This window comes from Yersinia nurmii, assembly GCF_001112925.1.
GTDB classification, from domain to species: Bacteria; Pseudomonadota; Gammaproteobacteria; order Enterobacterales; family Enterobacteriaceae; genus Yersinia; species Yersinia nurmii.
This window is the reverse complement of the sequence record NZ_CPYD01000002.1, coordinates 132,515-159,153: the sequence shown is the minus strand read 5'-3', so window position 1 is coordinate 159,153 and position 26,639 is coordinate 132,515. Positions and strand designations below refer to the sequence as shown.

Below are 26,639 nucleotides of genomic sequence, written 5' to 3'. Positions count from 1 at the left end.
TTAACTATACTTGTGTTATCTCTCACTGCGGTCAAAATATTATGATGAAACCAAGCTTTTCACCCGAGTCATCCAAACAGGTTCTGGAAATAATATATGGTTATCAATTAGCTCACTGTGCTCAGGTTGCGGCCAGGCTAAATATTGCAGAATTACTCTTTGAATCACCTAGAAGCATTGTCGAATTGGCACAAATAACCGGAGTAAAATCAGAATATTTATATCGACTATTAAGGCTTCTGGCTGCCGAAGGCATTTTCAGGGAAATTGACGGGAATATAGTCGACGAGAAAATTTTTGAATTTACCCCAGCGGCGGCAGCTTTACATAAAAATACTATTGGCAGCGTTAAACCTTTTTTACTGGCAATGATGGGAGAGTTATCCGTTGCTTTCTCTTCGCTTCAACAAGGTATTACCGAGGGGAAAAGTAGCCTAGAGCTACATTATCAATTAGACATATGGCAATACTACGAACGGCATCCCGAACAGGCAGAGAACTTTAATAATGGTATGGCTGGTCTGACTCAGTATTTCGTTCAGACAGTAATTCCAGCCTATAACTTTAACGATTTCAATAGAATTATAGATATCGGAGGCGGCAATGGAGCGTTACTGTTAACCATACTGGCAGCCAATAGAAATCCCACTGGGGTGATTTTTGACAGCCCTTCTGTAGTTGAGAAAACCACCGAAATCATCCGACACCAGAATATGGCTTCCCGATGCACTATTCTAACTGGAAATTTCTTTGAGTCTATTCCCTCTGGCCATGACCTCTATTTACTGAAATATATTCTACACGATTGGAATGATGAACAATGCATACAGATCCTACGCAACTGCGCCAATGCGATGAGTAAAGGAAATAAAATTCTTATTGTAGAGGCCATTATTCCATCAGGAAATACCTATCATGCAGGTAAACATAGCGACATCACCATGCTAGCCTGTACCCAAGGGCGCGAGCGCACCGAAGCCGAGTTCCGGGTGTTGTTCACTGCGGCAGGTTTAAAAATAAATAAAGTGATTGAGTTACCGATACAGGAAATCAGCCTAATCGAAGGGGAACCGATTTAAGCCATAACAAACTGAAACCCATAATCATCATAGTGTTGCAGACATTCTTACATCTTAGAAAGCAGCGATTTCTCGGATCGAGAGCGAGCTGTTAGATGAGGCACCATTCCTTTATTTCTTTCATTCAACATCAGCCATAAAAACCCATATCGAGTAGCCCACTACAAACAGATCTCACGTATTTCATTAATAAATATCTATTTTTATAGCGTTAATTTCAAGATTCTAATTATCATGAGGTTAAATAAACCCAATAATGACAATTTGATAGCTGCCTAACTATCATTAATTGAACTAAAAAGTAATATAAAAATATGAATTATTTTTAATAGATTAGTGGGCACCATGGATTATATATTATTATCTACATTACTCCTTTTAATGTTAAAATCACAGAGTTTCATCGTAACGAAAGCTATAGCTATTTCGTTGTGTGTAATAATATTCAGCTTCTGGTTTGTTTGTGACCAATTTACTGGTAATGGTGTAACTGACTCCGTTTATTACCATTTACTTAGCGGTGTCAAAGGAACATCTTTGAATGATATAAAATCAAACATTGCCTTTGCCATTTTATTTTCTTTCATTCCCGTAGCCATAATTACATTTGCAATAATTTCAAAAAAAAAGAAAAGCGACAAGAGGTAGATTATTTGATGTCGCATTTATTTTTGGAACATTATTTTTTATCACAAACTCTACATTTGCGAAGAATGTCATCACCTATATCAATCCATTTCTTGCATATTCAGCGAATCTGTGGGCATGCCCTAAGATAGCCAAACCAGATGAGCGTTTAGATTTTTTTATTAACAAAAAAAACATCTGAGCTCATCTCGTTATGTGACATATTTGATGACTGTATTAAAAATAACTAGAGTCGGTTATTCTAAATAGAATTTTTCCCATTGCCGCAAGAAAGGAGTCTTTCTAATCTATGTTAGATAGGCTTCTTTCTCTATAGGAGTACGCGCCGTGTTCAGTTATCCAGCCAGTTACCTTTTTGATGAAACCAGCGGCGAATATCAGATTCACTTTCGCGATTTTCCTGAAGTACAGTCCGTTACCTATTCCATTGAGGATGTAGAGCTAGAGGCTCAGGATAGTCTGAAAACCGCGATTGCGGTGGAAATGGAGGAGCGACGCTCTATTCCCGCGCCATCAATGCCAGAGGACAACGAATTTTCGGTACATTTACCGATATTGGTCACATTAAAAGCCGAGTTACATAACGGAATGATCGCCAGCGGCACTCGCAAAGCCGATCTAGCGCGGAAGCTTGGCCTAAATGCTGCTCAAATGGACCGTTTGTTAGACGTGGACTACGCATCTAAAGTCGAGGCACTGGAGCAGGCTCTGTATTTGCTGGGCTATGAAGCCTATGTCGTAGTCAGAAAAATTGAATCTATAGAGTGATTAACAAAGAAAGAACGTAACAATTTGTTATTTATCTAAAATTTAAAAAATCGTTATTTTCATCACGTTTCAGATAAATAACCCGAATAAATGGCATAAAAATCCTATAACCGTGATCGTGTGCATAAAAATACAGTATTGATATCACCCTGGTTATGGGATTACATTATCGCGATCCTGCCGTAGTCAAAGTGTCAGACCGGCATTTTAGATAGATCCGAGCGAGTAAGTTGTCTTGGTCACCATATGGCTTCAACTAGGCTGGGGTAATATCTATCTACTTTTCAGACTCTGCACAACAAGTTGGGTCATTGCTGGCGAGGTAGCTCCAAGGGGAGTTGTTCAGTGAAATATTTCTTTATGGGGATCTCTTTCATGTTGGTGGTTTGGATTGGCACCTTCATGTTAATGGTAGAGTAACCCGCCGCCGCCTTATGCGGCATATAAGGGCGCATTCGCGCCCTTTGTCATTTTATTTTCCCGGCATCATTCTACGTAGCGTGTCATCATGACGAATATAGTGATGATATAGCGCCGCCAGCGTATGCAGCCCGATAACAAAATATCCCAAAGTAGCAATTAGCTCATGGGCCTGTTTAATTAACGATCTGGCCTGAGAATTAGGCGTAACCCACTGTGGCACTTGCCAGCCCAGAAAATACCAGGTTTTGCCACCGTAAGCCTGAGCCAGCACGCCTAATATCGGTAACGATAAAAACATCAGGTATATCAGCCAGTGTAACGAATGGGCGCTAACAGCCTGCCACTTTGGTAATGCCGGAGTAATAACCGGAGAAGGGTGACGTTGGCGTAGCCAAAGCCGTAATAACATCAATAGCCAGACACTCAGACCAAAATTAAAGTGCAGATTCTTTACTAGCGTCCGATCTTCATCAGGAACTACGTCACTGAGCAATATCGCTGAATAGGTCAGAATCACCATTAATAGCGTTAGCCAGTGCAGCGTAATTTGAGACAGAGAATAGCGATTCTTCATTGTAATGCTCCACAGAAGTCATACGTCAAAAACGATTTCGCTAAAAGTATGGCGCAATTTTGATGAAGCGAACCTTAAGAAACTTATTCAGCTTATTGAAAAAGCTATATTTGCAGCAAAAAACACTAACCGGGTAATAAAATTAGCCCAGTTAGTGAGTGGATCACCTTATTCGCCGCTGGCCGGTTTAGTCGGTTTAATTAAGCCATCAACGCGAAACATACTTTTAATCCCGCGTACCGCCTGCCGGATACGATCTTGATTCTCGATTAGCGCGAACCGCACGTGGGTATCGCCATAATCACCAAAGCCAATTCCCGGAGAAACGCAGACTTTCGCTTCAGACAGCAAGCGCTTGGCAAACTCAAGCGAACCAAGATGCGCATAAGGTTCAGGAATTTTCGCCCAAACATACATTGATGCCTTTGGATTATCTACCATCCAACCAGCTTCATGCAGGCCTTTCACCAATGCATTACGGCGCTGACGATACTGCTCAGCAATATCCTTCACACACTGCTGATCCCCTTCAAGGGCAGCAATAGCAGCGACCTGCAATGGAGTAAAAGTACCGTAATCGTGGTAACTTTTGATTCGTGCCAACGCACTGACCAATTCGGGATTTCCGACCATAAAGCCGATGCGCCAACCGGCCATGTTATAGCTTTTCGATAAGGTGAAAAATTCTACCGCAATGTCTTTTGCACCCGGTACTTGCATGATTGAAGGGGCCTTCCAGCCGTCATAAACGATATCTGCATAGGCTAAATCATGCACCACCAGCACATCATACTGTTTGGCTAACGCTACCACCCGCTCAAAAAAGTCCAGTTCGACGCACTGTGCCGTTGGATTTGAGGGGAAACCTAAAATCATCATTTTAGGCTTAGGAATGGTTTCACGGATCGCCCGTTCCAATTCACCAAAGAAATCAATACCTTCAGTCAGTGGAACTGAGCGCACCTGTGCGCCCGCAATCACTGCGCCATAAATATGAATGGGATAGCTTGGATTCGGCACCAAAACGGTGTCGCCGTGATCCAAAGTTGCCAGCATCAAATGCGCCAACCCTTCTTTAGAACCAATGGTCACGATAGCTTCACTTTCCGGATCGATATCGACCTGATATCGATCCGCGTACCAACGAGAAATGGCGCGACGCAAACGCGGAATACCGCGCGAAGTGGAATAACCGTGAGTATCTTCACGTTGAGCAACGCTACACATTTTTTCGACAATATGCGGCGGCGTTGGCCCATCCGGATTACCCATACTGAAATCAATAATGTCTTCGCCACGGCGGCGCGCAGCCATCTTTAGCTCAGACGTAATATTAAAAACATAGGGCGGGAGACGATCAATGCGGGTAAAACGACGTTTGGATGGTAATTCAGCCATAATTTCCTCGAGGATACGTGAGCGCCCGGACCGTCCGAGCGACGCAGACCACAACGGGTCTGTTTAAGAACATATCGCAGCGCTGAAATACTGTCGAGTGGCTAACGAAATTATTTTACTTCAAAGTAACAACGCATTTTTCCTCGCCGCAAACTCATCGGCCAGCAATCCCAGTACCCAGTCATCGTACCATTCCCCACTGAGGCGGAAGTTATCTCTTAAGGTTCCTTCCAGTTGAAAACCACAGCGCTCCAGCATGGCGCGAGAAGGCTGGTTACCTACAGTTACCGTTGCTTTCGCTTTATGAAACTGACATTGCTGAAAAGCAAACTCCAGCACCGCCACCAGCGATTCCTGACCATAACCTTTACCTGTAAATTCAGGTAATAAGCCATAGCCAACCTCCGCTTGCTGAACAGGTTGCCATTCAGGCAAAAAACCCGTAATGCCGACAGGTTGCCCCGATGCTTTTTCGCGAATCACCAGACACAGCCAATGCTCAGAAGCTTTGTCCCAAGGCTGTATGCGAACAGCAAAACGAGTCCGAATGGTGGCGAGATCCTGCGGATCGGAAATATAGCGAATCACCTCTGGATCCTGATATAGCCGTGAAAAAAGTGGCCAATCCTGTTCTGTCATAGTGCTTAACGTTAATCGTTCGGTAGCGATATGAATCATTATTTCCTCAGCTGTTTGGTCGGTATCAATCACAAAATAAAGAGGAGATTTTTTCTGAACATCATCCCTTTATTCTTCTCTATTTTGCCGAAATAATAGTCACATAAATTTAACAAGTGTAGAACATCTCGGTGGCTTTATTTTTCTCATATTTGCCTATTGCCCCGTTTCCCCTGCCTCTACCTCAGTACGTCGGAGAGATAAAATATGGCTTCATTACAAATAGATGATATTCCTGCGGCAATCAGACTGGTCAAACATCAGCTACGCCAGGCTTTACCTGATTATCAGCAAGTTTTTCTCGCCGTTGAGGAAAACATTCGCCAACAGGTAAATGTTATTCGTCAACGTTTAGCCGCGGGCGAAAACCCTGTGCCGCGCTTACACGCCGACGATATCATTCATAACCGCGTGACCGAACAACAAAAAAACCTGATAAAACAGCGGGGAACCTGCGCCATTCACGGCGTATTCCCACGAAAAAAAGCCGAGAGTTGGAATCAGGAAATCGGCCAGTATCTAGAGCGAAACAATTTTGTCGAGCGTTTGAAAAACGCTGCCGAAGACAATTATTTCGGCACTTTAGCGGCCAGTAAACCGCAGATTTATGGGATCTATTGGTCCAAACCTCAGGTGGAAGCGCGACAAGATTGTCGGATGCAGGCGATTCAGGTGTTTCTCAATAGCCTATGGCACAGCGAAAGTAACGGCAAACAACACTTTGATCCTAACCGTGTAGTCACTTACGCCGACCGCACCCGCCGCCGACCGCCGCGTTCATCTTCACTGGGCCTATCGCCTCACGTTGACGGTGGCGCCATCGAACGCTGGCTGGATGAAAATTTCCGCTACGTTTACCGCCACGTTTTTTCCGGCGAATGGCAAAAATATGATCCTTTCGCCGCAGAAGGCAGACCGGAAGTACGGGAGTTTCCGTCACCGGCAGTGTGTTCCATGTTCCGAACTTTTCAGGGGTGGACGGCGTTAACTCCTCAGCGAACCCACGCAGGCACTCTGAATGTCATCCCGATTGCCAACGCCATGGCCTACATTCTGCTGCGCGCGCTACAAGATGATGTTGCAGAAGATGACTTATGCGGCGCAATGCCGGGTCGAGCGCTTTCAGCGTCGGAGCAATGGCATCCTCTTTTACTCGAAGCCATTTCCCCTATTCCCGATCTAGAGGCCGGTGATACGGTGTTCTGGCATTGCGACGTGATTCATTCAGTGGAAAATGAGCACAACGGTGAATTTGACAGTAACGTGATGTATATCGCTGCGGCGCCTTGGTGTGAAAAAAATGCCGCCTATTTGCCTCGCCAACTGGCCAGCTTTATCGACGGTAAATCGCCACCGGATTTCGCCGCTGATGATTTTGAAGTCGATTTCGTCGGCAGAGCCACGGTTGAAGATTTGACGCCATTAGGAAAACAACAGCTCGGCTTCGAACAGTAATCCTCCCGCCCACTAATTATCAGTCGGAAGACTCGTTTTTCCGACTGAATTTACTTCGTCCTGCTTCGCTAAAAAGCACGGTTAAAGTAGCGATAAGAGCCGCTTTTCCTTATAGTGAGCCGATATTCACCCGCAAACGAGCCTGTTGTGCACCAAATATTTGAAATGTTGCTGGCGGTTTTTGATCGCGCCGCGCTAATGTTGATCTGCCTGTTTTTCCTGACCCGCACCCGCCTGTTCCGTCAGCTACTACAAAAAGAGAAACACACGCCGCTGGAACTGCTCGCGGTAACCGCTATTTTCTCTCTGTTCGCCATCTTTGGTACCTACTCAGGTATTAACGTCGAAGGATCGCTGGTTAACGTTCGAGTTATTGCCGTGATGTCTGGCGGTATTCTATTTGGCCCTTGGGTCGGGATCATCACCGGTATTATCGCCGGTAGCCACCGCTATTTAATTGATATTGACGGCATTACTTCTGTTCCCTGTCTTATCACCAGCATTATTGCCGGATTAATGTCTGGCTATATCAATTTGAAGGTAAAGAAAGAGCGCCAATGGAGCATCGGTATTCTCGGCGGCATGATCTGTGAATCGCTCACCATGCTTTTGGTTGTGGTATGGGCCAAACCGACTGCGCTGGGTATCGATATTGTCTCGAAAATCGCGATTCCAATGATTTTAGGGGCCGTATGTATCGGCCTGATTGTGTTGCTGGTACAAAGTGTTGAGGATGAAAAAGAGGTCATTGCCGCACGGCAGGCGAAGCTAGCTTTGGATATCGCCAATAAAACGCTGCCCTACTTTCGTAATATCAACGGGGAATCACTGAGCACCGTGTGTGAAATTATCCGCACCGATATAAAAGCAGATGCGGTAGCCATTACCAATACTCACAATATTCTGGCCTACGTTGGTGTCGGTGCCGACACCTATGATATAGGGCACGAAATTATCAGCGATATCACCAAAGAGAGTATTCAGCGTGGCAAAATTACTATTCGTAATAACGACGAGGTTCACCGTACACCGCAAATTCATTCGCTAATTATCATCCCACTGTGGGAAAAAGGCGAGGTGACGGGATCGCTTAAAATTTATTACTGCCATGCTCATAAAATTACCTATTCGCTGAAAGTGATGGCGGTCGGTCTATCGCAAATTATCTCTACGCAAATGGAAGTCTCCCGTATTGAACAGCTAAAGGAAATGGCGAATAAAGCAGAAATGCGCGCATTGCAAAGTAAAATCAATCCCCATTTCCTGTTTAATGCGTTGAATGCCATCTCTTCCTCGATTCGGATCAATCCAGACACCGCTCGACAGCTGATCATCAATCTGTCTCGTTACTTGCGTTATAACCTCGAACTGAATGACGAACAGATAGATATTCGCAAAGAGCTACATCAGATACAGGATTATATTGCCATTGAGCAGGCTCGCTTCGGCAGTAAGCTGACGGTGATTTATGATATCGACGATGATATTTCACTGAGAATTCCCAGCCTGTTAATTCAACCTCTGGTGGAAAACGCTATTGTGCATGGAATTCAGCCTTGCAAGGGTAAAGGCGTGGTCGTCATTGCAGTGAAAGATCATGGAGTTCAAATTAAAATTTCAGTCAAAGACACCGGTAATGGCATTAATCAGGAGACCATAGACAGAGTGGCCAATAATGAAATGCCGGGTAACAAAATAGGCCTACTGAATGTGCATCACCGTGTGCAATTGTTATACGGCGCAGGCTTACAAATCCGACGTTTAGAGCCAGGCACCGAAATTTCATTCTTTATTAGCAAAAATGGCGGAAAAGTTCATGCATAATTCAACTTCACCGCCAGTTCACCCGGAGCATTATTCATGAAAGCCATTATTGTGGAAGATGAATTTCTTGCTCAAGAAGAACTGAGCTATCTCATTCGCCAGCACAGTGGCATCACCATTGAAGCAACCTTTGATGACGGATTAGATGTATTAAAATATCTTCAAAATCATCAAGTTGATGCTATTTTTCTGGATATAAACATTCCGTCGTTGGATGGCGTACTGCTGGCACAAAATATCAGCAAGTTTACTCACAAACCGCATATTATCTTTATCACCGCCTATAAAGAGCACGCGGTGGAAGCTTTTGAAATAGAAGCATTTGATTATATTCTCAAGCCATATCACGAATCCCGAATTGTCACCATGCTGCAAAAACTGGAAGCGCTGCACAAGCGTAACCGTCAGGAAAACGAGCAACCCGCCAGTCTGGCACCACGCAGCGCTCACACCATCAATCTGATGAAAGACGAACGCATCATAGTGACGGATATTAACGATATTTATTACGCCGCGGCGCAGGAAAAAGTGACGCTGGTTTACACCCGTCGGGAAGAATTCATCATGCCGATGAATATCACTGAATTCTTCAGCCGACTGCCAGAGGAGTACTTCTTCCGCTGCCACCGTTCTTACTGCGTTAATCTGTCCAAAATCCGCGAAATCGTGCCCTGGTTTAACAATACTTACATCCTTCGTCTCAGCGATTTGGATTTTGAAGTGCCCGTCAGCCGCAGCAAGGTAAAAGAGTTCAGGCAGTTGATGCGCCTATAGATGCATTTCATTCCGCGCTGAATGCAGCTCATTCCTCATTTGATCTTTCATGGTAAACCCGCCCGTATACTGGCTTCATTGGGCGGGCTGATAGTGACTTAACCTCCTAATCCTTCGTCAATCATCAGCTCGTAATTTTATGGCAGACCGAATTATTCGGGCCAAATTGTATTGATGTTAAGGAGTCCGGCATGAGCAGCAAACCGGTAAATCGTTGGCTAATCGTTGTAGGAACTATCATTGTCCAAATGGGTTTGGGCACTATTTATACATGGAGCCTATTCAACCAGCCGCTGGGTGAAAAATTCAGTTGGTCACTCGGCGCGGTTGCCACCACCTTTTCTATCACCAGCTTCTCTTTGGCTATTGCCACACTATTTGCAGGGCGCTTGCAGGAACGTTTCGGCATTCGCAATCTGACGCTCATATCCGGCCTGATTCTAGGTTTGGGGCTAATAGCCAGTTCCTTCGCCACTTCCCTTGGCATGATTTATCTGCTGGCTGGCGTAGTCGTTGGTTTTGCAGATGGCACCGCATATATCACAACACTTTCTAATCTAATTAAATGGTTCCCTGAACGTAAAGGCTTGATAGCCGGTATTTCCGTTGGCGCATTCGGTACAGGTAGCCTGCTATTCAAATACGTCAATGCCAGCCTGATTGCCAATCAGGGCGTTTCTCTGGCCTTCTTCTACTGGGGTCTTATCGTGATGGCTCTGGTCGGCGTAGGCTCCCTATTGCTGAAAGAAAAAGTCAGCGCGCCACAATCAGCCAATGTGCAGCAAGCCAGCCAGAATGGTCGTGATTTCAGCGTAAAAGAAATGCTGGCAGTGAAAGAATCTTATTTCCTTTTCATCATCTTCTTCACCGCATGTATGAGTGGTTTGTATTTGATTGGTATAGTGAAGGATTTGGGCGTCGAATTAGCGGGAATGGATTTAGCCACTGCGGCTAATACCGTCTCTGCCATCGCCATTTTCAACACCGCTGGCCGCATTATTTTGGGCGCGCTGTCTGATAAAGTCGGGCGCCTGCGAGTGATTACCTTCACTTTGTTAGTTACTACGCTGGCAGTTTGCGTTCTAAGCTTCGTTCCTTTGACCCACGCCCTTTTCTTCCTGTGCGTTGGCGCAATTGCCTTCTGTTTCGGTGGCAATATCACCGTATTCCCGGCCATTGTCGGTGACTTCTTCGGACTGAAAAATCACAGCAAAAACTATGGCATTATCTATCAAGGCTTTGGTTTAGGGGCGCTGGCAGGTTCATTTATCGCCGCCCGTCTGGGTGGATTCCACGCCACCTTTATCGTGATTGCCGTGATGTCAGTGCTTTCCCTACTGTTAACTCTCATTATCAAGCCACCGAAAGGTTCGGCAAAACAGTTGGAAAAGCCAAAAGAAACACCGACAGGCATTACCGCCAGCAGCCATGCTTAATAGATTGATTAATAAGAATTAAGGCAGACCAAATCAATGCCTACCAATACTTAGCGAAAAGCCTAAGATTTGGTAGGCATTTGGGTTTATCAGAATCAAAAAATTAATCAGTGACGAGCTTAGCAAGGTAATAATTTCGCTTATGAATGGTTCTTAACGTCGCTAATCTTAACGTTATACGTACCCGTTTTCGTAATAGAGGTCACTTTGAAATTTGCTAATGGGGAATAACAATACTTCATGCTCGTTTTTCTCAAAGGCTAAACCGCCCGATACAAAAATCCCCCTACCACTGTTGCCCTTAACTTCAAACATGACTCTTTCACTATCCTGACTACGGTTGGCAAAATCTTGTGCGACCTTTTTATCACCGGAAGTAGAAAAGAACTGCCCTAGAGAATAAGTAGTGGCTTTATTTTGAGCTTTATCGCTATTGAATTGGCTAATTAATTTATTGATGTCCGCGCTGGTTATCCCTTGCCCACGATGCGTAATAGTATTTTTATTCGTTGGTGTATACCACGCTTTAGCTCCAGCTTTGACTAATTCAGTCAAATTCGAACAATTAACTTTGAGTGTAGTTTTAAGTTCTTTGTTGCCTCGGCCGAAGATATTATCGCCATGCACTCTTTCATATTCGGCAACGACTTTACTACCACTTAGGCTACCGGGCAAACTGGTGGCGAGCCTCAACATTTAACGCCTTACAGCCTGCGTTACTTTGGTAAACCATAGAAAAGTCCTTACGGATTTTTTGATTAGCTTCGTCCGCTTTTCTTACCTTAGCCTCAGCAGCAGAGACTTCGCGGTCCTCCGAGCCAAAATATTTAGCGGCTTCTTGTCGCTCAGCTTGATAACGGCTGCCAGAAACAAAGTTTTTCAAAGAATTGCTTCTTTGGCCAAACTTTACATTGCCGTTTTTCAAGCGCACATTCACATCATCACCATGCTTGGGTGAAATACCAGTGAGGCTTTTTAGCAGGATGTTGCTACTCTTAATCGCCTTTTGTTCCTTATTAATCTCCACTTTAATAGCAGACAACTCATTTTTAATTTTCATCACTTCCTGACCTAACGTTTTTTGCTTTTTATATAGGTCATTCTTGTTCGGGAGAATAGTTACGGGGATGGTCTGCTGGTATTTATATTATTTATTGGCATGGATAAAGTTCCTGTTATTAATGCCAGCAACTAGACCGGCAGCTGCAAAAAAATTACAGTTACCGCCATTATCCAAAATCTGGCTAAACAGAACTTAAAAAAAAACGCCTCATTAACCTTTAAAATAATAGGCGTTTATTAATGTAACTACAGTTCCATACCTAATTTCTGGCGCAAATAGGCACCAGCACCCAGCAAGCCCGGCTGTTGATGGGTGATCATATATACCGGTATGTCGACGAGAAAATCTTTAAAGCGCCCCTTATCTTCAAACGCTCCGCGAAATCCCGACGCTTTGAAGAACTCCATAAAACGTGGAACTATGCCTCCGGCAATATAAACGCCGCCAAAGGTGCTGAGATTCAGCGCCAAATTGCCGCCAAATCGCCCCATAATCACGCAAAATAGTGACAACGCCCGGCGACAATCGGTGCAGCTATCTGCCATTGCTCGCTCGGTGACATCCTTCGGTGCCAGATTTTCCGGCACCCGATGGTCAGAAATCACGATTCCGCGATATAAATTCACCAAACCCGGCCCGGAAAGCACGCGTTCAACGGAAACATGCCCTAATTCCTTGCGTAACACCGCCAAAATGCGATCTTCTTCTTCGCTGTTTGGCGCAAAATCTACATGGCCGCCTTCTCCCGGCAGGCTCAACCAACGGCGATCAACATGAACCAAATGAGCCACACCTAAACCTGTTCCAGCGCCATATACCGCTACAGGTTTGCCCGGCTGTTTATCCTTACCGCCAAACTGGATAACATCCTGCGTAGAAAGCATAGGTATCGCCATTGATACCGCAGTAAAATCATTAATGATTTCCAGCTTACTCAGACCAAGATTTTTTTGCATTTCGGCAATCGAAAACGCCCAGGTATGATTTGTCATGGCCACCCAATCACCGGTAATCGGACAGGCAATGGCAATACAGGCGTCTTCTACCGCAGCACTATGCTCCGCCAAATACTGGCTGATAACAGCTTCGAGACTCTCAAATTCAAGTCCTGAATAGGTTTTCGCCTGAGATATTTCGCCCGTTGCTACAGCGCACAGCGCCAAACGGGCATTAGTCCCGCCAACATCACCCACCAACGCATAGGTCGTCATCAAATACTTCTCCGTTAAATGGATATTTAACTAATTGAGTTAACTGTACCCACTGTAAAATCACGGCAGAAAAACAACAATCTCTGCGGACTAAACACCGCGCCTTTAGCGATACGGATCACAAAAAACGTTTCAGCACAGAGAAAAACCGCATAATTTCATATTTACCTCCAGCACTTACGCCCCTTAATCTTGACCGTTACTCTGACAAACGGCCGTTTTTTCTTTTGCCTGATGGCGGGAGGCAATCACCCGCGCTCTCAGCGTGTCGTAAAGCCAGTTATAGGCCATGGTGTAAGGCAGGAAAAACAGGAAGAAACCGATCTCTAGCATAAAAGCCTGTCCCCAGGAAATCCCCAGCAGCCAGGCCGCAATAGGCACACCGATCAATACAAACCCAGCTTCAAAACCAAAAGCATGCCAGATACGCACCGCTAGGGTCTTTGCTACGCGGCTCACTGGCCAGATTCGGTCAAAAATACTGTTATAGATAATGTTCCACAACATGGCGACCGTTGATAGCATCACCGCTAATGTCCCAATTTGCAGAACCGAACGGTTTAATAACCAAGCGCCCAGCGGCGCACAAATGCCGACGGCGATAACTTCGAACCCCACGGCGTGAATAATACGTTCAACGAATGATTTACGATTAGCTTGCATAAAATCGACCTGTTTTTTTTGATGAATTAAAAACTACCGAGTGATTATCATCGTTTTTTGGGATAGATTAAAAATAGAAGCCATCGATTAAGTAGATAGATAATGCACTACTCACCGGAAGCGTTAATTGCATTCGTCGAAGCCGCATCTCAGGGATCTTTTTCTGCTGCAGCTCGTAAATTGCGTAAAAGTCAGTCCACCATCAGCACTGCAATTGCCAATCTGGAAGCAGATTTAGGGTTAGTCTTGTTCGATCGGCAGGCGCGCCAGCCGGTGCTCACTGCTCACGGACGTCGCGTGCTAGCGCAGGTTCAGGAGATTCTGGCAGCCAGCGAGCGTTTAGATTATCTTTCTATTCGTTTGGCAGATAAAATAGAGCCTCGTCTTAGTTTTGTACTCTCGGATATTTATCAGCCCACTCACCACGAAGCCCTAATGCAACGTTTTGAGCTGCGCTATCCTGATATTGAATTCGAATGCATGATTGCTGAGGCCGATGATGTTATTGGGTTACTGCAGGATGGTCGCGCTCATTTAGGGATGGTTGAAGTCCAAAAAGACTACCCGCCAGATATTGGCGTCAGCCCTCTGCCAGAACAGTCCGGTATGGCGCTGTTTGCCCAACGGAATCATCCGCTAGCTCAGTGCCAACAAATCCAACCTGAACAACTGGCCACCGTGCGGCAACTGCGGCTGAACACCTATACACAAACAGATAAAAACACTGCTCAAGGGCCGGTTTGGTCTGCACCAAGCTATTTGATGCTGTTAGAAATGGCGGAACAGGGCTTTGGCTGGGCAATCCTGCCACGTTGGATGGTGAAACAATTCAGCCGTAATCAATTGGTTGAACTCTCTGCGGTTGGCTGGCCAAAAATGATTTCTCTGGATGCGGTGTGGTCGAAAAAAAAACCGCCGGGACCAGCCGGTTTATGGTTGTTAGAACAGCTTACAGGCGACCAATCACCATTGATATCAGGTTGAGGCGTTTCTGTTTCGGAGAGCTTCCGTAACTTTTCTCAGCAGTGGCGGTATATCCATCTGCGGTAGAATAACTTCGATAAATACCAGCTGCGAGTTTTGATCGGCTAATTGCAATGCTTTTTGTAATTGCTCAGGTTTACTCACTTTCAGGGATATGACTTCGTTACCCGCCCCAAACGCCTGCGGTAACTGAGTCCAATTCCATGCAGATATATCGTTATAGGGTTGATTTTCGCCGTGAATAGCTCTTTCTACCGTGTAGCCATTGTTATTCAATAAGAGAATAATGGGTTTTAACCCATCCCGCAGCATTGACCCCAGTTCCTGAATGCTTAACTGAGCGGCACCGTCCCCAATGATTAAAATGACTCGACGCTGCGGACTGCCGGTTTGCACGCCATAGGCTGCTGGCAAACTGTAGCCAATAGAACTCCACATTGGTTGGACGATGAAGGTAACATTCTTGGGGAGACGGAGGGATGCAGCACCAAAAGAAGAGCTTCCTACATCGCAGATAACGACATCTTCCGACCGTAAAAACCCCTGAATTTGATGCCAAAAGCTTTGCTGATCCAATAGTCCTGATGATGATGGTTGTAACGGTAAAGGAACGAAATCAGGCTGACTCCAATTGCGCTGTAAATCGAGTGTGATTTCTTCTAATGCAGCTATCGCTACCACCATTGGAATTTGGCTAAATATCTGTGAACCAACTCTTGCTTCAAAAGGTTGAATATCAATGCGTTTTTCCATCGGAATTTGCTGGCTAAATCCGCAGGTAATGGTATCAACAAACCATACCCCTAACATTATCAACACATCAGCATTTTCAATCGCCTGCCTCACCACAATTTCGCTCGAAGCACCACTGTAGGTCCCCATAAATTCTGCACGCGACTCATCTATCACACCTTTTCCCATTAACAATGTCGAACAGGTCAAATGAGTTTGACTCAACCATCCCCTTAAAACTTCAGTCGCACCAAAGCGATCTACCAAAAAATCTGCCAGCACGGAGACCTGATGAGCTGAGGTTAATAACTCTCTGGCAGCAAGAGTAAAAGCATGTAATGACGCCGGCGATAGTAACGGAGACTGAAGTTCCAAGTCATTTGGGTAAGCATGCAATGGAGCTTCTACAACATCCGCTGGCATCAGTAAATAAACAGGTTTACGGTGAAATAATGCCGCTACCAGCACTCGGTCAATTTCAGTAGCAGCGTTTTCTTGCGTAATAAAAGCCTGAGCACAGCTGATTTCTGCAGCCATCCGAGAGAAATGGTTGAAATCCCCATCCCCGAGTGAATGATGCATAAGATCCTTTTTCCGTTGGGAATGTAGCGTCATCGCTCCAACAATATGAATAACCGGCAGATACTCAGCAAAACTCCCCGCAACACCGTTGATAGCGCTTAATTCACCCACTCCCATGGTAGTGAGTAACGCGGCGGCAGGCTGTGTACGAGCATAACCATCGGCGGCATAGGCTGCATTTAGCTCATTCGCACATCCCACCCATGTGATCTGAGGGTGGGCGATTACATGGTCCAAAAACTGGAGATTGTAATCCCCCGGCACGCCAAACAGGTGCTTAATACCCATTTGTGCCAAACGATCCAGTAAATAATCGGCAACTTTATAAACATGACTTTTCATAGCGTGCGTGATCCTTATGAATATAACCAACATATAAAAAAGTAAACACGCAAAGTATTAACCAATAATTAAATTTATCTAATGCGTCAAAGTTAATAGCGATACTGAACTGTAAATATTTCGTGACTTTGTGAGCCTTGTGATCCCGCTAGCGAACCCGATTAGTGAAAACGCATACACTAATTTATCTGCCCTATTCCTCTTAAGGATTGTCATGGTTTATCAGGCTAACCCTACCCGCTATCAAGACATGGAATATCGACGCTGTGGTCACAGCGGTTTAAAACTATCGGCTATCTCTCTTGGCTTATGGCATAACTTCGGCAATGCAACACGGTTTGAAAACAGCCGAAATATGATTCACTGCGCCTTCGATCACGGGATTACCCATTTCGATTTGGCTAATAATTACGGGCCGCCGCCAGGTTCAGCCGAAGAGAATTTTGGCCGAATCTTGCAGCAAGACCTGCAGCCTTACCGTGATGAGCTGATTATTTCCTCTAAAGCTGGTTACACCATGTGGCCTGGCCCATATGGCGACTGGGGTTCGAAGAAGTATCTGATAGCCAGCCTGAATCAGAGCTTACGACGTATGGGGTTAGACTACGTGGATATTTTCTACCACCATCGGCCCGATCCGCAGACACCTTTAGAGGAAACAATGAAAGCGCTGGATTTGCTGGTACGTCAGGGTAAGGCGCTGTATATCGGGCTATCCAACTACCCCGTAGAACAGGCGCAGCAGGCTTTGACTATTCTGCAATCCCTTGGTACGCCTTGCCTGATTCATCAGCCAAAATATTCTATGTTCGAGCGCTGGATCGAGGGCGGTTTGCAGGATGTGCTGACAGAATTTGGCGTCGGCTCCATCGCCTTTTCACCGCTGGCAGGCGGGCTGCTAACAGATCGTTATCTCAACGGCATTCCTCAGGATTCCCGCGCCGCCAGTGGCAGTAAATTCCTTAATCCGGAGCAAATAACTGAGGAAAAACTGGTAAAAGTACGCCAACTCAACGTTCTAGCAGCGGCTCGAGGGCAAAAATTATCGCAAATGGCGGTGGCTTGGGTGCTGCGTGAGGGCAAAGTGACCTCCGCGCTGATTGGCGCCAGTAAAACGGCACAAATTGAGGATGCGGTAGCGGCTCTGACTAATACCAACTTTAGCGCTGAAGAAATAGCCCGTATAGAATCCATCCTGATGTAATCGCTTTCCCAGTTTACACATCACCAGAGGGCAAATTACCTGCCCTCCTTCTCTTTATTATGATTATTATGAACAGGCAGATAATTCCTAAAGTGTTATTTTCCATCTTTATCTGAACGCTAGATTCTATCTATTTTATTAATATCTTAATATTGCGTGACTCACTGTCGGCTCAGTTTTAATCGCTGCCGTCAGATAAAGAAGGAAATCATCGTGTTAAAACCCCTATTGCTGATTGTCGTGCTAGCTACATTACCTCTGGCGCAGCAGGCGCAGGCCGTCAGTATCAATCTGCTTCCCGGAGTCTCTTTACAGATCGGCGAACAGGACAGAAGTGGGAACTACTGGGATGGTTATGACTGGCGCGATCGCCAATGGTGGCAAGGGCATCAGGGGCAGGATATAGGTGAGCGCAGCCGACGCGGCCATTACTGGGACGGCCATCGCTGGCGAGATAAGGACTGGTGGAAGAAAAACTATTATTACCACGATGGGCGCTATTGGAAATACGATAAGCACGCATATAAAAAGTATAAGAAACAACAGAACAAACATCATGGTCGCCACCCTCATCACGACCACGATGATTAACAACGGTGCCGGCGGAATTCACTAACAATCCGCCGGTTATCCGAATTTTATTAAGCCAGACTAATGAGTAAGTATAGATTTAGCCCCACTACAACCACGACGATCAGTTTCCCAATGTTTTGGACCAAACGGGAATTAACCATTTCTCCCATTAATTCCCTATTGCCCGTAAAGGACAGCAGTGGCACCAGCGCCAACGCAATGCCAAAACTCAGCAAAACCTGACTCATCACTAATATTCGGGTTGCATCCATTCCCATCATAATTACCACGAATGATGGCAACATAGTGATACAGCGGCGTACCCAAATCGGAATATAGAAACGGACAAAGCCTTGCATCACTACCTGTCCCGCCAGAGTGCCAACTACGGTAGACGATAATCCGGCGGCAACCAGACTCAGACCGAAGATTGTCGCCGCGCCTTGCCCTAATAAAGGTTGCAGCGTGACATAAGCCTGTTCAATTTCAGCGATACTGCCATAACCGTTAAAATGAAAAGCGGCTGCCGCCGTTGCCATCATAGCTAAATTCACGAAGCCAGCAATAGTCATGGCGGTAGCTACGTCTAGTTTGGTCGAAGCATAACGATCGGCTTTTGATTCCTTTCCCCCGGTTTGCGTTAGGGAGGAATGAAGATAAATGACGTGTGGCATAATCGTCGCCCCCAGTACTCCAGCGGCTAAAAATACCGCATCGCCGTTTGGTAAATCGGGAATCAGCATTCCCTTCGCCAAGGCGCTAACTTCGGGTTGGGAAAAGACCAGTTCGACAATATAAGCAGCCGCGACAAACACCAGCAGACCACCAATGACCAGCTCCAAAGGTTTTTGTCCGCGATTTTGTAGCATGAGAATGAGGAAAGTGGCAATACCGGTGAGTATGGCGCCTTCCAAGAGCGTCACGCCAAGCAATAATTTAAATCCTATAGCCGCCCCAATAAATTCGGCCAAATCGGTTGCCATAGCGATAATTTCTGCCTGAATCCAATAAGCCCAGACAGCAGGACGCGGAAAACGATCTCGAATATGTTCCGCCAGATTTTTACCGGTAGCAATGCCGAGTTTTGCGGAGAGGAGTTGGATCAGCATTGCCATAACATTGGCCCACACCACGACCCAAAGCAGGGTGTAACCGAATGAGGCTCCGGCCTGAATATTGGTAGCAAAGTTACCGGGATCGATGTAACCGATGGCCGCGATAAATGCAGGCCCCATCAAGGAAAGCTTGACCTTCCGGGAGGCACGACCCTCTGAGGCGGCTGCGCGGCTATTCATCATATCAGTTTGCCCTTAGAGAAATTATGTCTATCTCATACTATCTAGATGATAATAATTATCAAGCGCATTTGCATTGGTAAAACTTATCTCTCTGATAGCCAATCTCTCTGAATCACCACCCACTCAGATCGCTGTTTCAATAGCTGGGTTTTACTTTCTGGAAATCTGTGCTTGTATTCACTAAATCCTGCGGCTTTTTGCTCAAGGATTCTCAACAAATTTGCACAACCATGCTACGAATAAAGAAAATTATTAACATGCGTCGTTTTGTGACGAAACCTATTAATTTAATTGCAAATATTCAGGTGACTTTTTATATTTGCAATCTATGTCTCGTTTTTAATGTAGGCGTTACATAAAATGACCTCCGAAATCTAGCCTGCCTCAAGTTTGGAGCACACATGTCCCATATTCTGCAGTTTGCGTTGGCCTTGGTCGTCGTGGCCATTTTGGCTCTGCTAATTTGTAAAGACCGCAAGAGCATCCGCATTCGGTTTGTCATTCAGTTATTGGTTATTGAAGTGCTATTGGCATACTTCTTCCTTCATTCGGAAGTGGGCCTGGGTTTTGTGAAAGGATTCGCCGCCTTCTTCGACAAATTACTCGGATTCGCAGCGACCGGTACCGATTTTGTTTTCGGCAATATGGGTGACAAAGGCCTGGCCTTCTTCTTCCTGAGAGTGCTTTGCCCTATCGTCTTCATTTCTGCGCTGATCGGTATTTTGCAACATATCAAAGTGTTGCCAGTGGTTATTCGTCTGATCGGTACCCTGCTTTCTAAAGTGAACGGCATGGGTAAGCTGGAATCGTTCAACGCCGTCAGCTCACTGATCCTTGGTCAATCAGAAAACTTCATCGCCTATAAAGACATTTTAGGCAAAATGTCTGAAAAACGCATGTACACCATGGCTGCCACCGCGATGTCGACGGTTTCCATGTCGATCGTCGGTGCTTATATGTCGATGCTGGACGCTAAATTTGTTGTCGCCGCGCTGGTACTCAACATGTTCAGTACCTTTATTGTGCTATCGCTGATTAACCCATACAAAGTGGGAGAAGAAGAAGAGCTGCAACTGGGTACACTGCATGAAGGCCAAAGCTTCTTTGAAATGCTGGGTGAATACATCCTCGCCGGTTTCAAGGTTGCGATTATCGTTGCCGCTATGCTGATTGGTTTTATCGCGCTGATCGCCGCAGTGAACGCCCTGTTCACCTTCGCATTTGGCATTAGCTTCCAAGGTATTCTGGGTTATGTCTTCTTCCCATTTGCCTGGGTCATGGGCGTCCCAACTCATGAAGCGCTACAGGTCGGTAGTATCATGGCAACCAAATTGGTTTCTAACGAATTTGTTGCAATGATGGACTTACAGAAAGTAGCTTCCGAACTGTCTCCGCGCAGCGTCGGTATCCTGTCCGTATTCCTGGTTTCTTTCGCTAACTTTTCATCCATCGGTATTGTTGCCGGTGCGATTAAAGGGCTGAATGAGCATCAGGGCAACGTGGTTTCACGCTTCGGTTTGAAACTGCTGTACGGCTCAACGCTGGTTAGCGTGCTGTCCGCCTCGATTGCGGGTCTGGTACTTTAATCTAAGTCGGTTGATGAAAAAGGCGCTACGGCGCCTTTTTTTATGCCACCGTTTCTTCAGCCTTTCAGCCATCAGCAACATGGCACGCATGTTTTCCCCCTGCAATCTTATCAGCTTCCCAGAAACCGCAACATCCTACGCCACGGCATTCCCCTAAATTGAATTAAGCGCCCTTACTGCTCTCTGCGCCTTATGGGAACGCTCGGCTGACTTCCGCATTCGTCATTAACCTGCGCTGCGTCAGCCTCTCTACTGGCTTTATACGCATGAAAATAACCGGTTACCCACATAAACGAGGTTTTTTCAGCAAGCTATTTAGAGGATGTGAAGCGCGATAAGTGGGCGTAGGCAAAAGCGCTATGACTGAAAACTGTGATTTTAGGGAAATTTAACGGAACTAAAATGACAATAGGGAATGGTGCGTGCTTCGCTCGGCTCGAACCTGAACGCAGGATCTCACCCACACGGATCGTGCAGTCTGTGATTGTTTTTTCTTCGGGGAGCTTACTGATACGGGAAGGAAATGGTGGGTCGTGCGGGATGACTCGGCCGCTGGCCTCGCCCTTCGGGTCAACGCGTTCGCGTTGCTGTCTCGCTTCGCTCGGCTCGAACCTGAACGCAGGATCTCACCCACACGGATCGTGCAGTCTGTGATTGTTTTTTCTTTGGGGAGCTTACTGATACGGGAAGGAAATGGTGGGTCGTGCGGGATTCGAACCTGCGACCAATTGATTAAAAGTCAACTGCTCTACCAACTGAGCTAACGACCCGAAGTCTTAAGAAGTGGTGGGCGATACCAGATTCGAACTGATGACCCCCTCCGTGTAAAGGAGATGCTCTACCAACTGAGCTAATCGCCCTCATCTATCTCATTCTACTTCTTACTGCCAACACGTCGAGTTTGGTGGGCGATACCAGATTCGAACTGATGACCCCCTCCGTGTAAAGGAGATGCTCTACCAACTGAGCTAATCGCCCACTTCTTACTTACAACGGTACTGCTGAACAACTAAATGATTGATGAGTGGTGGGCGATACCAGATTCGAACTGATGACCCCCTCCGTGTAAAGGAGATGCTCTACCAACTGAGCTAATCGCCCCGCCGTGTTGTTGGAGTCGCATTATAGGGATAGTTCGAAGTGAGTCAACGCTTTTTAGAACGAAAACAATCGTTCGCCGCAATTTTAAACAGGATGCGATATTTATCACCAATGCTGGCGTTTCTTTAGCCATAAACACCACGAATACTATCAGTCTACTCCGGAACGGCGTTGAGGAATTGGGGCAGAGTGATAGAATGTGGCCTACTTTTTTCAAATTCCGAGCAATCGTCGGCCTCTGCCGACAGGCGTAGCGTAATAAGGCACTTGATCCCAATGAAAATCAAAACCCGTTTTGCACCCAGCCCTACCGGCTACCTCCACGTAGGTGGCGCACGTACCGCCTTGTATTCCTGGTTATTCACCCGTCATTTAGGTGGTGAATTTGTATTGCGTATAGAAGACACCGATCTGGAACGCTCTACTCAGGAAGCCATTGACGCCATTATGGACGGGATGAATTGGTTGAATCTGGATTGGGATGAAGGCCCATACTTCCAGACCAAACGCTTTGACCGCTATAACGCGGTTATCGATCAAATGCTGGAAAACGGTACCGCCTACCGCTGTTACTGCTCTAGAGAGCGTCTGGACGAACTGCGTGAAACCCAAATGGCTAACGGCGAGAAACCTCGCTACGACGGTCACTGCCGCGACAATCAATGCACCCACAGCGCCGATGAGCCATGCGTGGTGCGTTTCCGTAACCCGCAGGAAGGTTCCGTTATCTTTGATGACAAAATCCGCGGGCCAATTGAATTCAGCAACCAGGAACTGGATGATCTAATCATTCGTCGTACCGATGGTTCGCCTACCTATAACTTCTGCGTTGTTATTGATGACTGGGATATGGAAATCACCCACGTTATCCGAGGCGAAGACCATATCAACAATACACCACGCCAGATCAACATTCTGAAAGCGCTAGGTGCTCCGGTTCCAGTTTATGCTCACGTTTCCATGATTCTGGGCGACGACGGTAAAAAATTGTCCAAACGCCACGGCGCAGTGGGCGTGATGCAGTACCGCGATGATGGTTATCTGCCAGAAGCCTTGCTGAACTATCTGGTTCGCTTGGGCTGGTCTCATGGCGATCAGGAAATCTTCTCTGTTGAAGAAATGAAAGAGCTCTTCACACTGGATGCTATTAGTAAGTCCGCCAGCGCCTTCAATACGGAAAAACTACAATGGCTGAACCATCATTACATTAATACTCTGCCGCCGGAGCAGGTGGCAGTCCATCTGGCTTGGCATATTGAACAGCAAGGTTTTGATACCCGCAACGGCCCTGAGTTGGTTGAAATCGTTAAATTGCTGGGTGAACGCTGTAAGACACTGAAAGAAATGGCCGAATCCAGCCGTTACTTCTATGAAGATTTTGAAGAGTTCGATGCGGATGCGGCTAAAAAACACCTGCGTCCGGTTGCTCGTCAACCATTGGAAGCGGTACGCGCCAAACTGGCTGCCATTACCGATTGGACAGCAGAAAACGTTCATCAGGCGATTCAGAGCACGGCAGACGACCTCGGCGTAGGCATGGGCAAAGTCGGTATGCCACTGCGTGTAGCCGTTACTGGTGCGGGTCAGTCCCCTGGCATGGACGTCACCGTTTATGCTATCGGTCAGTCACGTTCGCTATCTCGTATCGATAAAGCGCTGGCATTTATCGCTGAACGCGAAGCGCAACAGTAAGAATGGTGTTTTTTCAGTCTCAAAGCGGCCTACATTGGCCGCTTTTTTTCATCTTTATAAAAGTGAAAGCTGTGATACGTCATCCATTATTTTGCGCTTTTGATGCTGATTTGGCGGCTTTTTCAGCGCTTAAACACAGAAATGGAATTAGCCGTTGACACTGTTTCTACGGTTTCATATCATGCGCCCCGTTCACACGATTTATTATGTGTACATTGGGGCTATAGCTCAGCTGGGAGAGCGCTTGCATGGCATGCAAGAGGTCGACGGTTCGATCCCGTCTAGCTCCACCAAACTTCGCTTAATTGAATGCAATTAAGGTTGATTGGCGGTTCAAATAATTTTCAGTATGAATTCCAGTACTACACCACATTTGTGGGGCTATAGCTCAGCTGGGAGAGCGCTTGCATGGCATGCAAGAGGTCGACGGTTCGATCCCGTCTAGCTCCACCACCATTTAAAAGACCGGCCTATGGCCGGTTTTTTGCTTTCTGCTATTCAAAAAATAACTGTTCCGGTCGCTACCTATTCGCCCTTTCGGGCTGGTATGCTATTTCTCGCTTATTCATCAGATAAATCAGTTTGGATTTCTATGCCTCAGCAACAGCAAATTATTGAGTGGATACAGTCCGATAGCCAACGCATGGATGCCCTGCATCATGCTCGTCAATTAGGATTAAGCCAATGGTGTCTGGCTGCCGGTTTTGTGCGTAATCTGGTATGGGATCGGCTGCAGGGTTATGCCAACTCCACAGCACTGAATGATATCGATCTGGTCTACTTTGACCGCGATAACATTGACCCACAGCGTGATAAAGAGTTAGAAGCGCGGCTTCTGATGCAATCTCCTCTGCCGTGGTCGGTAAAAAATCAGGCGCGCATGCACTTACGCAGCAATCGTTCCCCTTATTTGAACACCGCGGACGCTATCAGCTATTGGGTCGAGGTCGAAACCGCTATCGGAGTGCGGCTGGAAGCGAATGATAGCCTCACTTTGATTGCGCCTCTGGGTTTACAGGCTTTGTTTACCTCAACGATTACTTTCAATGATAAAAACGGCGATCTGGCGACCTTTCATCAAAGAGTAGCCGATAAAGGTTGGCTGAACCTCTGGCCTAAGCTGCATTTGGTCTATAACGGCCAGTCTCGAACGACATGAATATCCGCAACTGGCTAAAGAATTAGCTAGTTATGCCGATAAATCTCTTAGATACCCACATGGTTATTAGGAGAAAAGGATGTCAAATACTATTACTACAGCAGCTCCAGTACCGCAAACAGCCCAAAATAACAAGGCGTCAAGTAACGGTAGCGATGCCCAATCTCAGGTCAAAGCACTACGCCAACAAATACAGGATCTGACGGAGAAATTGTCCGAGCTAAAAGACTCCGGCTTATCGAAAGAGGAAATACAAAAACAACAGCAGCTGATTACCAACCAGATCAAAGCCCTCTATGCAGAAATCGCCCGCATTCAGGCCAAAGAGGCAGAAAAGGGTAAGGACGACATGCTCGCCATCAAAAAAACCCATGCACAGAGTAACAAACCCGCCCTGACCGCAGTAGATAACGTCAGCAAAGCCCGCGTCGGCGATGGCGATGGCGAGGGGAAAAATCGCGCTGGCAATCAGATTAACGTTTATGTTTAAGGCTGAATTTGACCGTCTGCCGTATTATCCCGCGTTTACGCATAAACCAGCTTATGGCTGGTTTTATTGCGCTTCCAATCGGCAGCTTTATTAGATTTTCCCCGCGATCATCTAGCTGCCTTTCTGCACTCTCAATTCTCTGGTCTCAAACATAACCCAGTAATACCGAGTGATATGCCAGCATTCAGTAAGTGAAATAATTGTATAAAAGCCGCGTCAGCCGTTAAAGACAGCCCCCTATCGTCGATAAGCATTATTCCATCGCTCTTAAAAATGTCGAACCCTATCTCAGCCGCATCCACCTCTGCCGTTGCCAGTTCCAGCAATAACGGCAATGCCTCACAGGCAAAAGCGCTAACTCAGCAAATTCGGACGTTAACGGAAAAGCTCAATACCATTAAAGATGCGGATCTCAGCGCCGATGAAAAGCAAAACCAGCAACAGCTGATTCAGAATCAAATTAAAACATTACAGGCCGAAATCACCCGAATTCAGGCTAAAGAAGCGGCAAAAACGCAGCAATCAGACAACGCCGACAGCAGTGCAACGGCTGGAGACGGGGTCAATCGCCCTACGGGGAAGAGTAAAATTAACGTTTATATTTTAATGAGTTGGATAAGACAGATGAATCAATGATGGCGAGCACTGAAACCCAAACAGTGTCGCCATCATGGCATATCAGTCTTTCTTAAGAGGTTTAACCAGGCCTTCTAGCCCTTCCATTTTGATCGTCATCGTGAGCTCCATCAGCATGCCCAGTTTACCCTGAGGAAACTCTCCTTTCCGGGCAAACCACAGCAGATATTCTTCCGGTAAATCGATCAAAACCCGCCCTTTGTATTTACCAAAAGGCATGCGGGTATTGGCTAATTCAATCAGGTTTTCTTTTTCCACGCCCTACT

At 46.2% G+C, this 26,639-nt stretch carries 25 protein-coding genes, 6 tRNA genes and 1 other RNA gene; 17 read left to right on the top strand and 15 right to left on the bottom strand.

The window, feature by feature from the left end; genetic code table 11:
* Nucleotides 1-41 precede the first annotated feature (41 nt).
* The 3 genes from AD970_RS03530 (at nucleotide 42) to ypdK (ending at nucleotide 2,915) form a co-directional block, all read left to right on the top strand.
* The gene (locus AD970_RS03530) at nucleotides 42-1,079 is read left to right on the top strand and encodes a methyltransferase (protein ID WP_049596954.1); all 1,038 of its coding nucleotides are present in this window, start codon (nucleotides 42-44) and stop codon (nucleotides 1,077-1,079) included.
* A 975-nt stretch (nucleotides 1,080-2,054) separates the two neighbouring features.
* Nucleotides 2,055-2,495, top strand: coding sequence for a type II toxin-antitoxin system HicB family antitoxin (locus tag AD970_RS03520; protein ID WP_049596952.1), 441 nt, complete (start codon nucleotides 2,055-2,057; stop codon nucleotides 2,493-2,495).
* A 345-nt stretch (nucleotides 2,496-2,840) separates the two neighbouring features.
* Nucleotides 2,841-2,915 carry a membrane protein YpdK gene (gene ypdK, locus AD970_RS19510; protein WP_120805928.1) on the top strand — a complete coding sequence of 25 codons (75 nt, stop codon included), beginning with the start codon at nucleotides 2,841-2,843 and terminating at the stop codon, nucleotides 2,913-2,915.
* Between the two features lie 52 nt (nucleotides 2,916-2,967).
* Here the strand turns inward: ypdK and AD970_RS03515 are convergent, their stop codons facing one another.
* The 3 genes from AD970_RS03515 to AD970_RS03505 form a co-directional block, all read right to left on the bottom strand.
* On the bottom strand, nucleotides 2,968-3,492 hold the full coding sequence (locus AD970_RS03515; protein ID WP_049596951.1) for a cytochrome b: 525 nt from the start codon (nucleotides 3,490-3,492) through the stop codon (nucleotides 2,968-2,970).
* A 168-nt stretch (nucleotides 3,493-3,660) separates the two neighbouring features.
* On the bottom strand, nucleotides 3,661-4,890 hold the full coding sequence (gene alaC, locus AD970_RS03510; RefSeq protein WP_049596950.1) for an alanine transaminase: 1,230 nt from the start codon (nucleotides 4,888-4,890) through the stop codon (nucleotides 3,661-3,663).
* 120 nt (nucleotides 4,891-5,010) lie between these two features.
* Nucleotides 5,011-5,568 carry a GNAT family N-acetyltransferase gene (locus tag AD970_RS03505; protein WP_049596949.1) on the bottom strand — a complete coding sequence of 186 codons (558 nt, stop codon included), beginning with the start codon at nucleotides 5,566-5,568 and terminating at the stop codon, nucleotides 5,011-5,013.
* Between the two features lie 207 nt (nucleotides 5,569-5,775).
* Between AD970_RS03505 and AD970_RS03500 the strand changes: the two genes are divergently transcribed.
* The 4 genes from AD970_RS03500 (at nucleotide 5,776) to AD970_RS03485 (ending at nucleotide 11,057) form a co-directional block, all read left to right on the top strand.
* Nucleotides 5,776-7,023, top strand: coding sequence for a DUF1479 domain-containing protein (locus AD970_RS03500; protein WP_049596948.1), 1,248 nt, complete (start codon nucleotides 5,776-5,778; stop codon nucleotides 7,021-7,023).
* 147 nt (nucleotides 7,024-7,170) lie between these two features.
* On the top strand, nucleotides 7,171-8,847 hold the full coding sequence (locus tag AD970_RS03495; protein ID WP_049596947.1) for a sensor histidine kinase: 1,677 nt from the start codon (nucleotides 7,171-7,173) through the stop codon (nucleotides 8,845-8,847).
* A gap of 36 nt (nucleotides 8,848-8,883) precedes the next feature.
* Nucleotides 8,884-9,621, top strand: a complete 738-nt coding sequence (locus AD970_RS03490; RefSeq protein ID WP_049596946.1) for a LytR/AlgR family response regulator transcription factor — start codon at nucleotides 8,884-8,886, stop codon at nucleotides 9,619-9,621.
* Between the two features lie 191 nt (nucleotides 9,622-9,812).
* Nucleotides 9,813-11,057, top strand: coding sequence for an L-lactate MFS transporter (locus AD970_RS03485; RefSeq protein WP_049596945.1), 1,245 nt, complete (start codon nucleotides 9,813-9,815; stop codon nucleotides 11,055-11,057).
* A 174-nt stretch (nucleotides 11,058-11,231) separates the two neighbouring features.
* Here the strand turns inward: AD970_RS03485 and AD970_RS20045 are convergent, their stop codons facing one another.
* From AD970_RS20045 to AD970_RS03470, 4 genes are all read right to left on the bottom strand, one after another.
* Nucleotides 11,232-11,753 (bottom strand): ADP-ribosyltransferase family protein, encoded by a 522-nt coding sequence (locus AD970_RS20045; RefSeq protein WP_235786899.1) that lies wholly within the window; start codon nucleotides 11,751-11,753, stop codon nucleotides 11,232-11,234.
* Nucleotides 11,722-12,117, bottom strand: coding sequence for a hypothetical protein (locus AD970_RS20040; RefSeq protein ID WP_235786898.1), 396 nt, complete (start codon nucleotides 12,115-12,117; stop codon nucleotides 11,722-11,724). The genes AD970_RS20045 and AD970_RS20040 overlap by 32 nt, the downstream gene beginning before the upstream one ends.
* A gap of 248 nt (nucleotides 12,118-12,365) precedes the next feature.
* Entirely contained in the window at nucleotides 12,366-13,331 is a 966-nt protein-coding gene (gene glk / locus AD970_RS03475; protein WP_049596944.1) for a glucokinase, read from the bottom strand.
* A gap of 186 nt (nucleotides 13,332-13,517) precedes the next feature.
* Nucleotides 13,518-13,994, bottom strand: coding sequence for a multidrug/biocide efflux PACE transporter (locus tag AD970_RS03470; RefSeq protein WP_049596943.1), 477 nt, complete (start codon nucleotides 13,992-13,994; stop codon nucleotides 13,518-13,520).
* Nucleotides 13,995-14,096: 102 nt separating this feature from the next.
* Here AD970_RS03470 and AD970_RS03465 point away from each other — a divergent pair, with 102 nt between their 5' ends.
* Complete coding sequence (locus tag AD970_RS03465; protein ID WP_049596942.1) at nucleotides 14,097-14,978, top strand: LysR family transcriptional regulator; 882 nt, start codon at nucleotides 14,097-14,099, stop codon at nucleotides 14,976-14,978.
* Here AD970_RS03465 and AD970_RS03460 read toward each other — a convergent pair.
* Nucleotides 14,970-16,634, bottom strand: a complete 1,665-nt coding sequence (locus AD970_RS03460; protein ID WP_049596941.1) for an alpha-keto acid decarboxylase family protein — start codon at nucleotides 16,632-16,634, stop codon at nucleotides 14,970-14,972. The genes AD970_RS03465 and AD970_RS03460 overlap by 9 nt on opposite strands.
* A 214-nt stretch (nucleotides 16,635-16,848) precedes the next feature.
* Here AD970_RS03460 and mgrA point away from each other — a divergent pair, with 214 nt between their 5' ends.
* A complete protein-coding gene (gene mgrA, locus AD970_RS03455; RefSeq protein ID WP_049596940.1) occupies nucleotides 16,849-17,838 on the top strand; it encodes an L-glyceraldehyde 3-phosphate reductase in 990 nt (329 codons plus the stop codon).
* 213 nt (nucleotides 17,839-18,051) lie between these two features.
* Complete coding sequence (locus AD970_RS03450; RefSeq protein WP_049596939.1) at nucleotides 18,052-18,429, top strand: DUF2502 domain-containing protein; 378 nt, start codon at nucleotides 18,052-18,054, stop codon at nucleotides 18,427-18,429.
* A 50-nt stretch (nucleotides 18,430-18,479) separates the two neighbouring features.
* On the opposite strand, the gene AD970_RS03445 is transcribed toward AD970_RS03450, so the two are convergent.
* Nucleotides 18,480-19,709, bottom strand: a complete 1,230-nt coding sequence (locus AD970_RS03445) for an Nramp family divalent metal transporter (RefSeq protein ID WP_049596938.1) — start codon at nucleotides 19,707-19,709, stop codon at nucleotides 18,480-18,482.
* Between the two features lie 401 nt (nucleotides 19,710-20,110).
* Between AD970_RS03445 and AD970_RS03440 the strand changes: the two genes are divergently transcribed.
* Complete coding sequence (locus tag AD970_RS03440; protein ID WP_049596937.1) at nucleotides 20,111-21,295, top strand: NupC/NupG family nucleoside CNT transporter; 1,185 nt, start codon at nucleotides 20,111-20,113, stop codon at nucleotides 21,293-21,295.
* 524 nt (nucleotides 21,296-21,819) lie between these two features.
* On the opposite strand, the gene AD970_RS18470 is transcribed toward AD970_RS03440, so the two are convergent.
* From AD970_RS18470 to AD970_RS03420, 5 genes are all read right to left on the bottom strand, one after another.
* Nucleotides 21,820-21,945: non-coding RNA, RtT sRNA (locus AD970_RS18470), on the bottom strand.
* A 44-nt stretch (nucleotides 21,946-21,989) separates the two neighbouring features.
* Nucleotides 21,990-22,065: transfer RNA gene (locus AD970_RS03435), tRNA-Lys, on the bottom strand.
* A 14-nt stretch (nucleotides 22,066-22,079) separates the two neighbouring features.
* Nucleotides 22,080-22,155: transfer RNA gene (locus AD970_RS03430), tRNA-Val, on the bottom strand.
* Nucleotides 22,156-22,197: 42 nt separating this feature from the next.
* Nucleotides 22,198-22,273, bottom strand: a tRNA-Val gene (locus AD970_RS03425).
* A gap of 47 nt (nucleotides 22,274-22,320) precedes the next feature.
* Nucleotides 22,321-22,396, bottom strand: a tRNA-Val gene (locus AD970_RS03420).
* Between the two features lie 276 nt (nucleotides 22,397-22,672).
* On the opposite strand from AD970_RS03420, the gene gltX reads away from it, so the two are divergent.
* The 6 genes from gltX (at nucleotide 22,673) to AD970_RS03390 (ending at nucleotide 26,373) form a co-directional block, all read left to right on the top strand.
* Nucleotides 22,673-24,088: a glutamate--tRNA ligase gene (gltX, locus tag AD970_RS03415; RefSeq protein ID WP_049596936.1), complete on the top strand. Its 1,416-nt coding sequence runs from the start codon at nucleotides 22,673-22,675 to the stop codon at nucleotides 24,086-24,088.
* A gap of 217 nt (nucleotides 24,089-24,305) precedes the next feature.
* Nucleotides 24,306-24,381 (top strand) — tRNA-Ala (locus AD970_RS03410).
* An 84-nt stretch (nucleotides 24,382-24,465) separates the two neighbouring features.
* Nucleotides 24,466-24,541: transfer RNA gene (locus tag AD970_RS03405), tRNA-Ala, on the top strand.
* 139 nt (nucleotides 24,542-24,680) lie between these two features.
* Complete coding sequence (locus AD970_RS03400; RefSeq protein ID WP_049597174.1) at nucleotides 24,681-25,247, top strand: nucleotidyltransferase family protein; 567 nt, start codon at nucleotides 24,681-24,683, stop codon at nucleotides 25,245-25,247.
* 79 nt (nucleotides 25,248-25,326) lie between these two features.
* Nucleotides 25,327-25,737, top strand: coding sequence for a FlxA-like family protein (locus AD970_RS03395; RefSeq protein ID WP_053215257.1), 411 nt, complete (start codon nucleotides 25,327-25,329; stop codon nucleotides 25,735-25,737).
* Between the two features lie 273 nt (nucleotides 25,738-26,010).
* A complete protein-coding gene (locus AD970_RS03390) occupies nucleotides 26,011-26,373 on the top strand; it encodes a FlxA-like family protein (RefSeq protein ID WP_049596935.1) in 363 nt (120 codons plus the stop codon).
* 42 nt (nucleotides 26,374-26,415) lie between these two features.
* Here AD970_RS03390 and AD970_RS03385 read toward each other — a convergent pair whose 3' ends face one another.
* Nucleotides 26,416-26,631 (bottom strand): DUF3820 family protein, encoded by a 216-nt coding sequence (locus tag AD970_RS03385; RefSeq protein WP_049596934.1) that lies wholly within the window; start codon nucleotides 26,629-26,631, stop codon nucleotides 26,416-26,418.
* Nucleotides 26,632-26,639: the final 8 nt, after the last annotated feature.

Bases quoted from the DNA above. Each gene is read 5' to 3' on its own strand.
- AD970_RS03530 (WP_049596954.1), top strand. From the start codon at position 42: ATGATGAAACCAAGCTTTTCACCCGAGTCATCCAAACAGGTTCTGGAA.
- AD970_RS03515 (WP_049596951.1), bottom strand. From the start codon at position 3,492: ATGAAGAATCGCTATTCTCTGTCTCAAATTACGCTGCACTGGCTAACG.
- alaC (WP_049596950.1), bottom strand. From the start codon at position 4,890: ATGGCTGAATTACCATCCAAACGTCGTTTTACCCGCATTGATCGTCTC.
- AD970_RS03505 (WP_049596949.1), bottom strand. From the start codon at position 5,568: ATGATTCATATCGCTACCGAACGATTAACGTTAAGCACTATGACAGAA.
- AD970_RS03500 (WP_049596948.1), top strand. From the start codon at position 5,776: ATGGCTTCATTACAAATAGATGATATTCCTGCGGCAATCAGACTGGTC.
- AD970_RS03490 (WP_049596946.1), top strand. From the start codon at position 8,884: ATGAAAGCCATTATTGTGGAAGATGAATTTCTTGCTCAAGAAGAACTG.
- AD970_RS03485 (WP_049596945.1), top strand. From the start codon at position 9,813: ATGAGCAGCAAACCGGTAAATCGTTGGCTAATCGTTGTAGGAACTATC.
- AD970_RS20045 (WP_235786899.1), bottom strand. From the start codon at position 11,753: ATGTTGAGGCTCGCCACCAGTTTGCCCGGTAGCCTAAGTGGTAGTAAA.
- AD970_RS20040 (WP_235786898.1), bottom strand. From the start codon at position 12,117: ATGAAAATTAAAAATGAGTTGTCTGCTATTAAAGTGGAGATTAATAAG.
- glk (WP_049596944.1), bottom strand. From the start codon at position 13,331: ATGACGACCTATGCGTTGGTGGGTGATGTTGGCGGGACTAATGCCCGT.
- AD970_RS03470 (WP_049596943.1), bottom strand. From the start codon at position 13,994: ATGCAAGCTAATCGTAAATCATTCGTTGAACGTATTATTCACGCCGTG.
- AD970_RS03465 (WP_049596942.1), top strand. From the start codon at position 14,097: ATGCACTACTCACCGGAAGCGTTAATTGCATTCGTCGAAGCCGCATCT.
- AD970_RS03460 (WP_049596941.1), bottom strand. From the start codon at position 16,634: ATGAAAAGTCATGTTTATAAAGTTGCCGATTATTTACTGGATCGTTTG.
- mgrA (WP_049596940.1), top strand. From the start codon at position 16,849: ATGGTTTATCAGGCTAACCCTACCCGCTATCAAGACATGGAATATCGA.
- AD970_RS03445 (WP_049596938.1), bottom strand. From the start codon at position 19,709: ATGATGAATAGCCGCGCAGCCGCCTCAGAGGGTCGTGCCTCCCGGAAG.
- AD970_RS03440 (WP_049596937.1), top strand. From the start codon at position 20,111: ATGTCCCATATTCTGCAGTTTGCGTTGGCCTTGGTCGTCGTGGCCATT.
- gltX (WP_049596936.1), top strand. From the start codon at position 22,673: ATGAAAATCAAAACCCGTTTTGCACCCAGCCCTACCGGCTACCTCCAC.
- AD970_RS03400 (WP_049597174.1), top strand. From the start codon at position 24,681: ATGCCTCAGCAACAGCAAATTATTGAGTGGATACAGTCCGATAGCCAA.
- AD970_RS03395 (WP_053215257.1), top strand. From the start codon at position 25,327: ATGTCAAATACTATTACTACAGCAGCTCCAGTACCGCAAACAGCCCAA.
- AD970_RS03390 (WP_049596935.1), top strand. From the start codon at position 26,011: ATGTCGAACCCTATCTCAGCCGCATCCACCTCTGCCGTTGCCAGTTCC.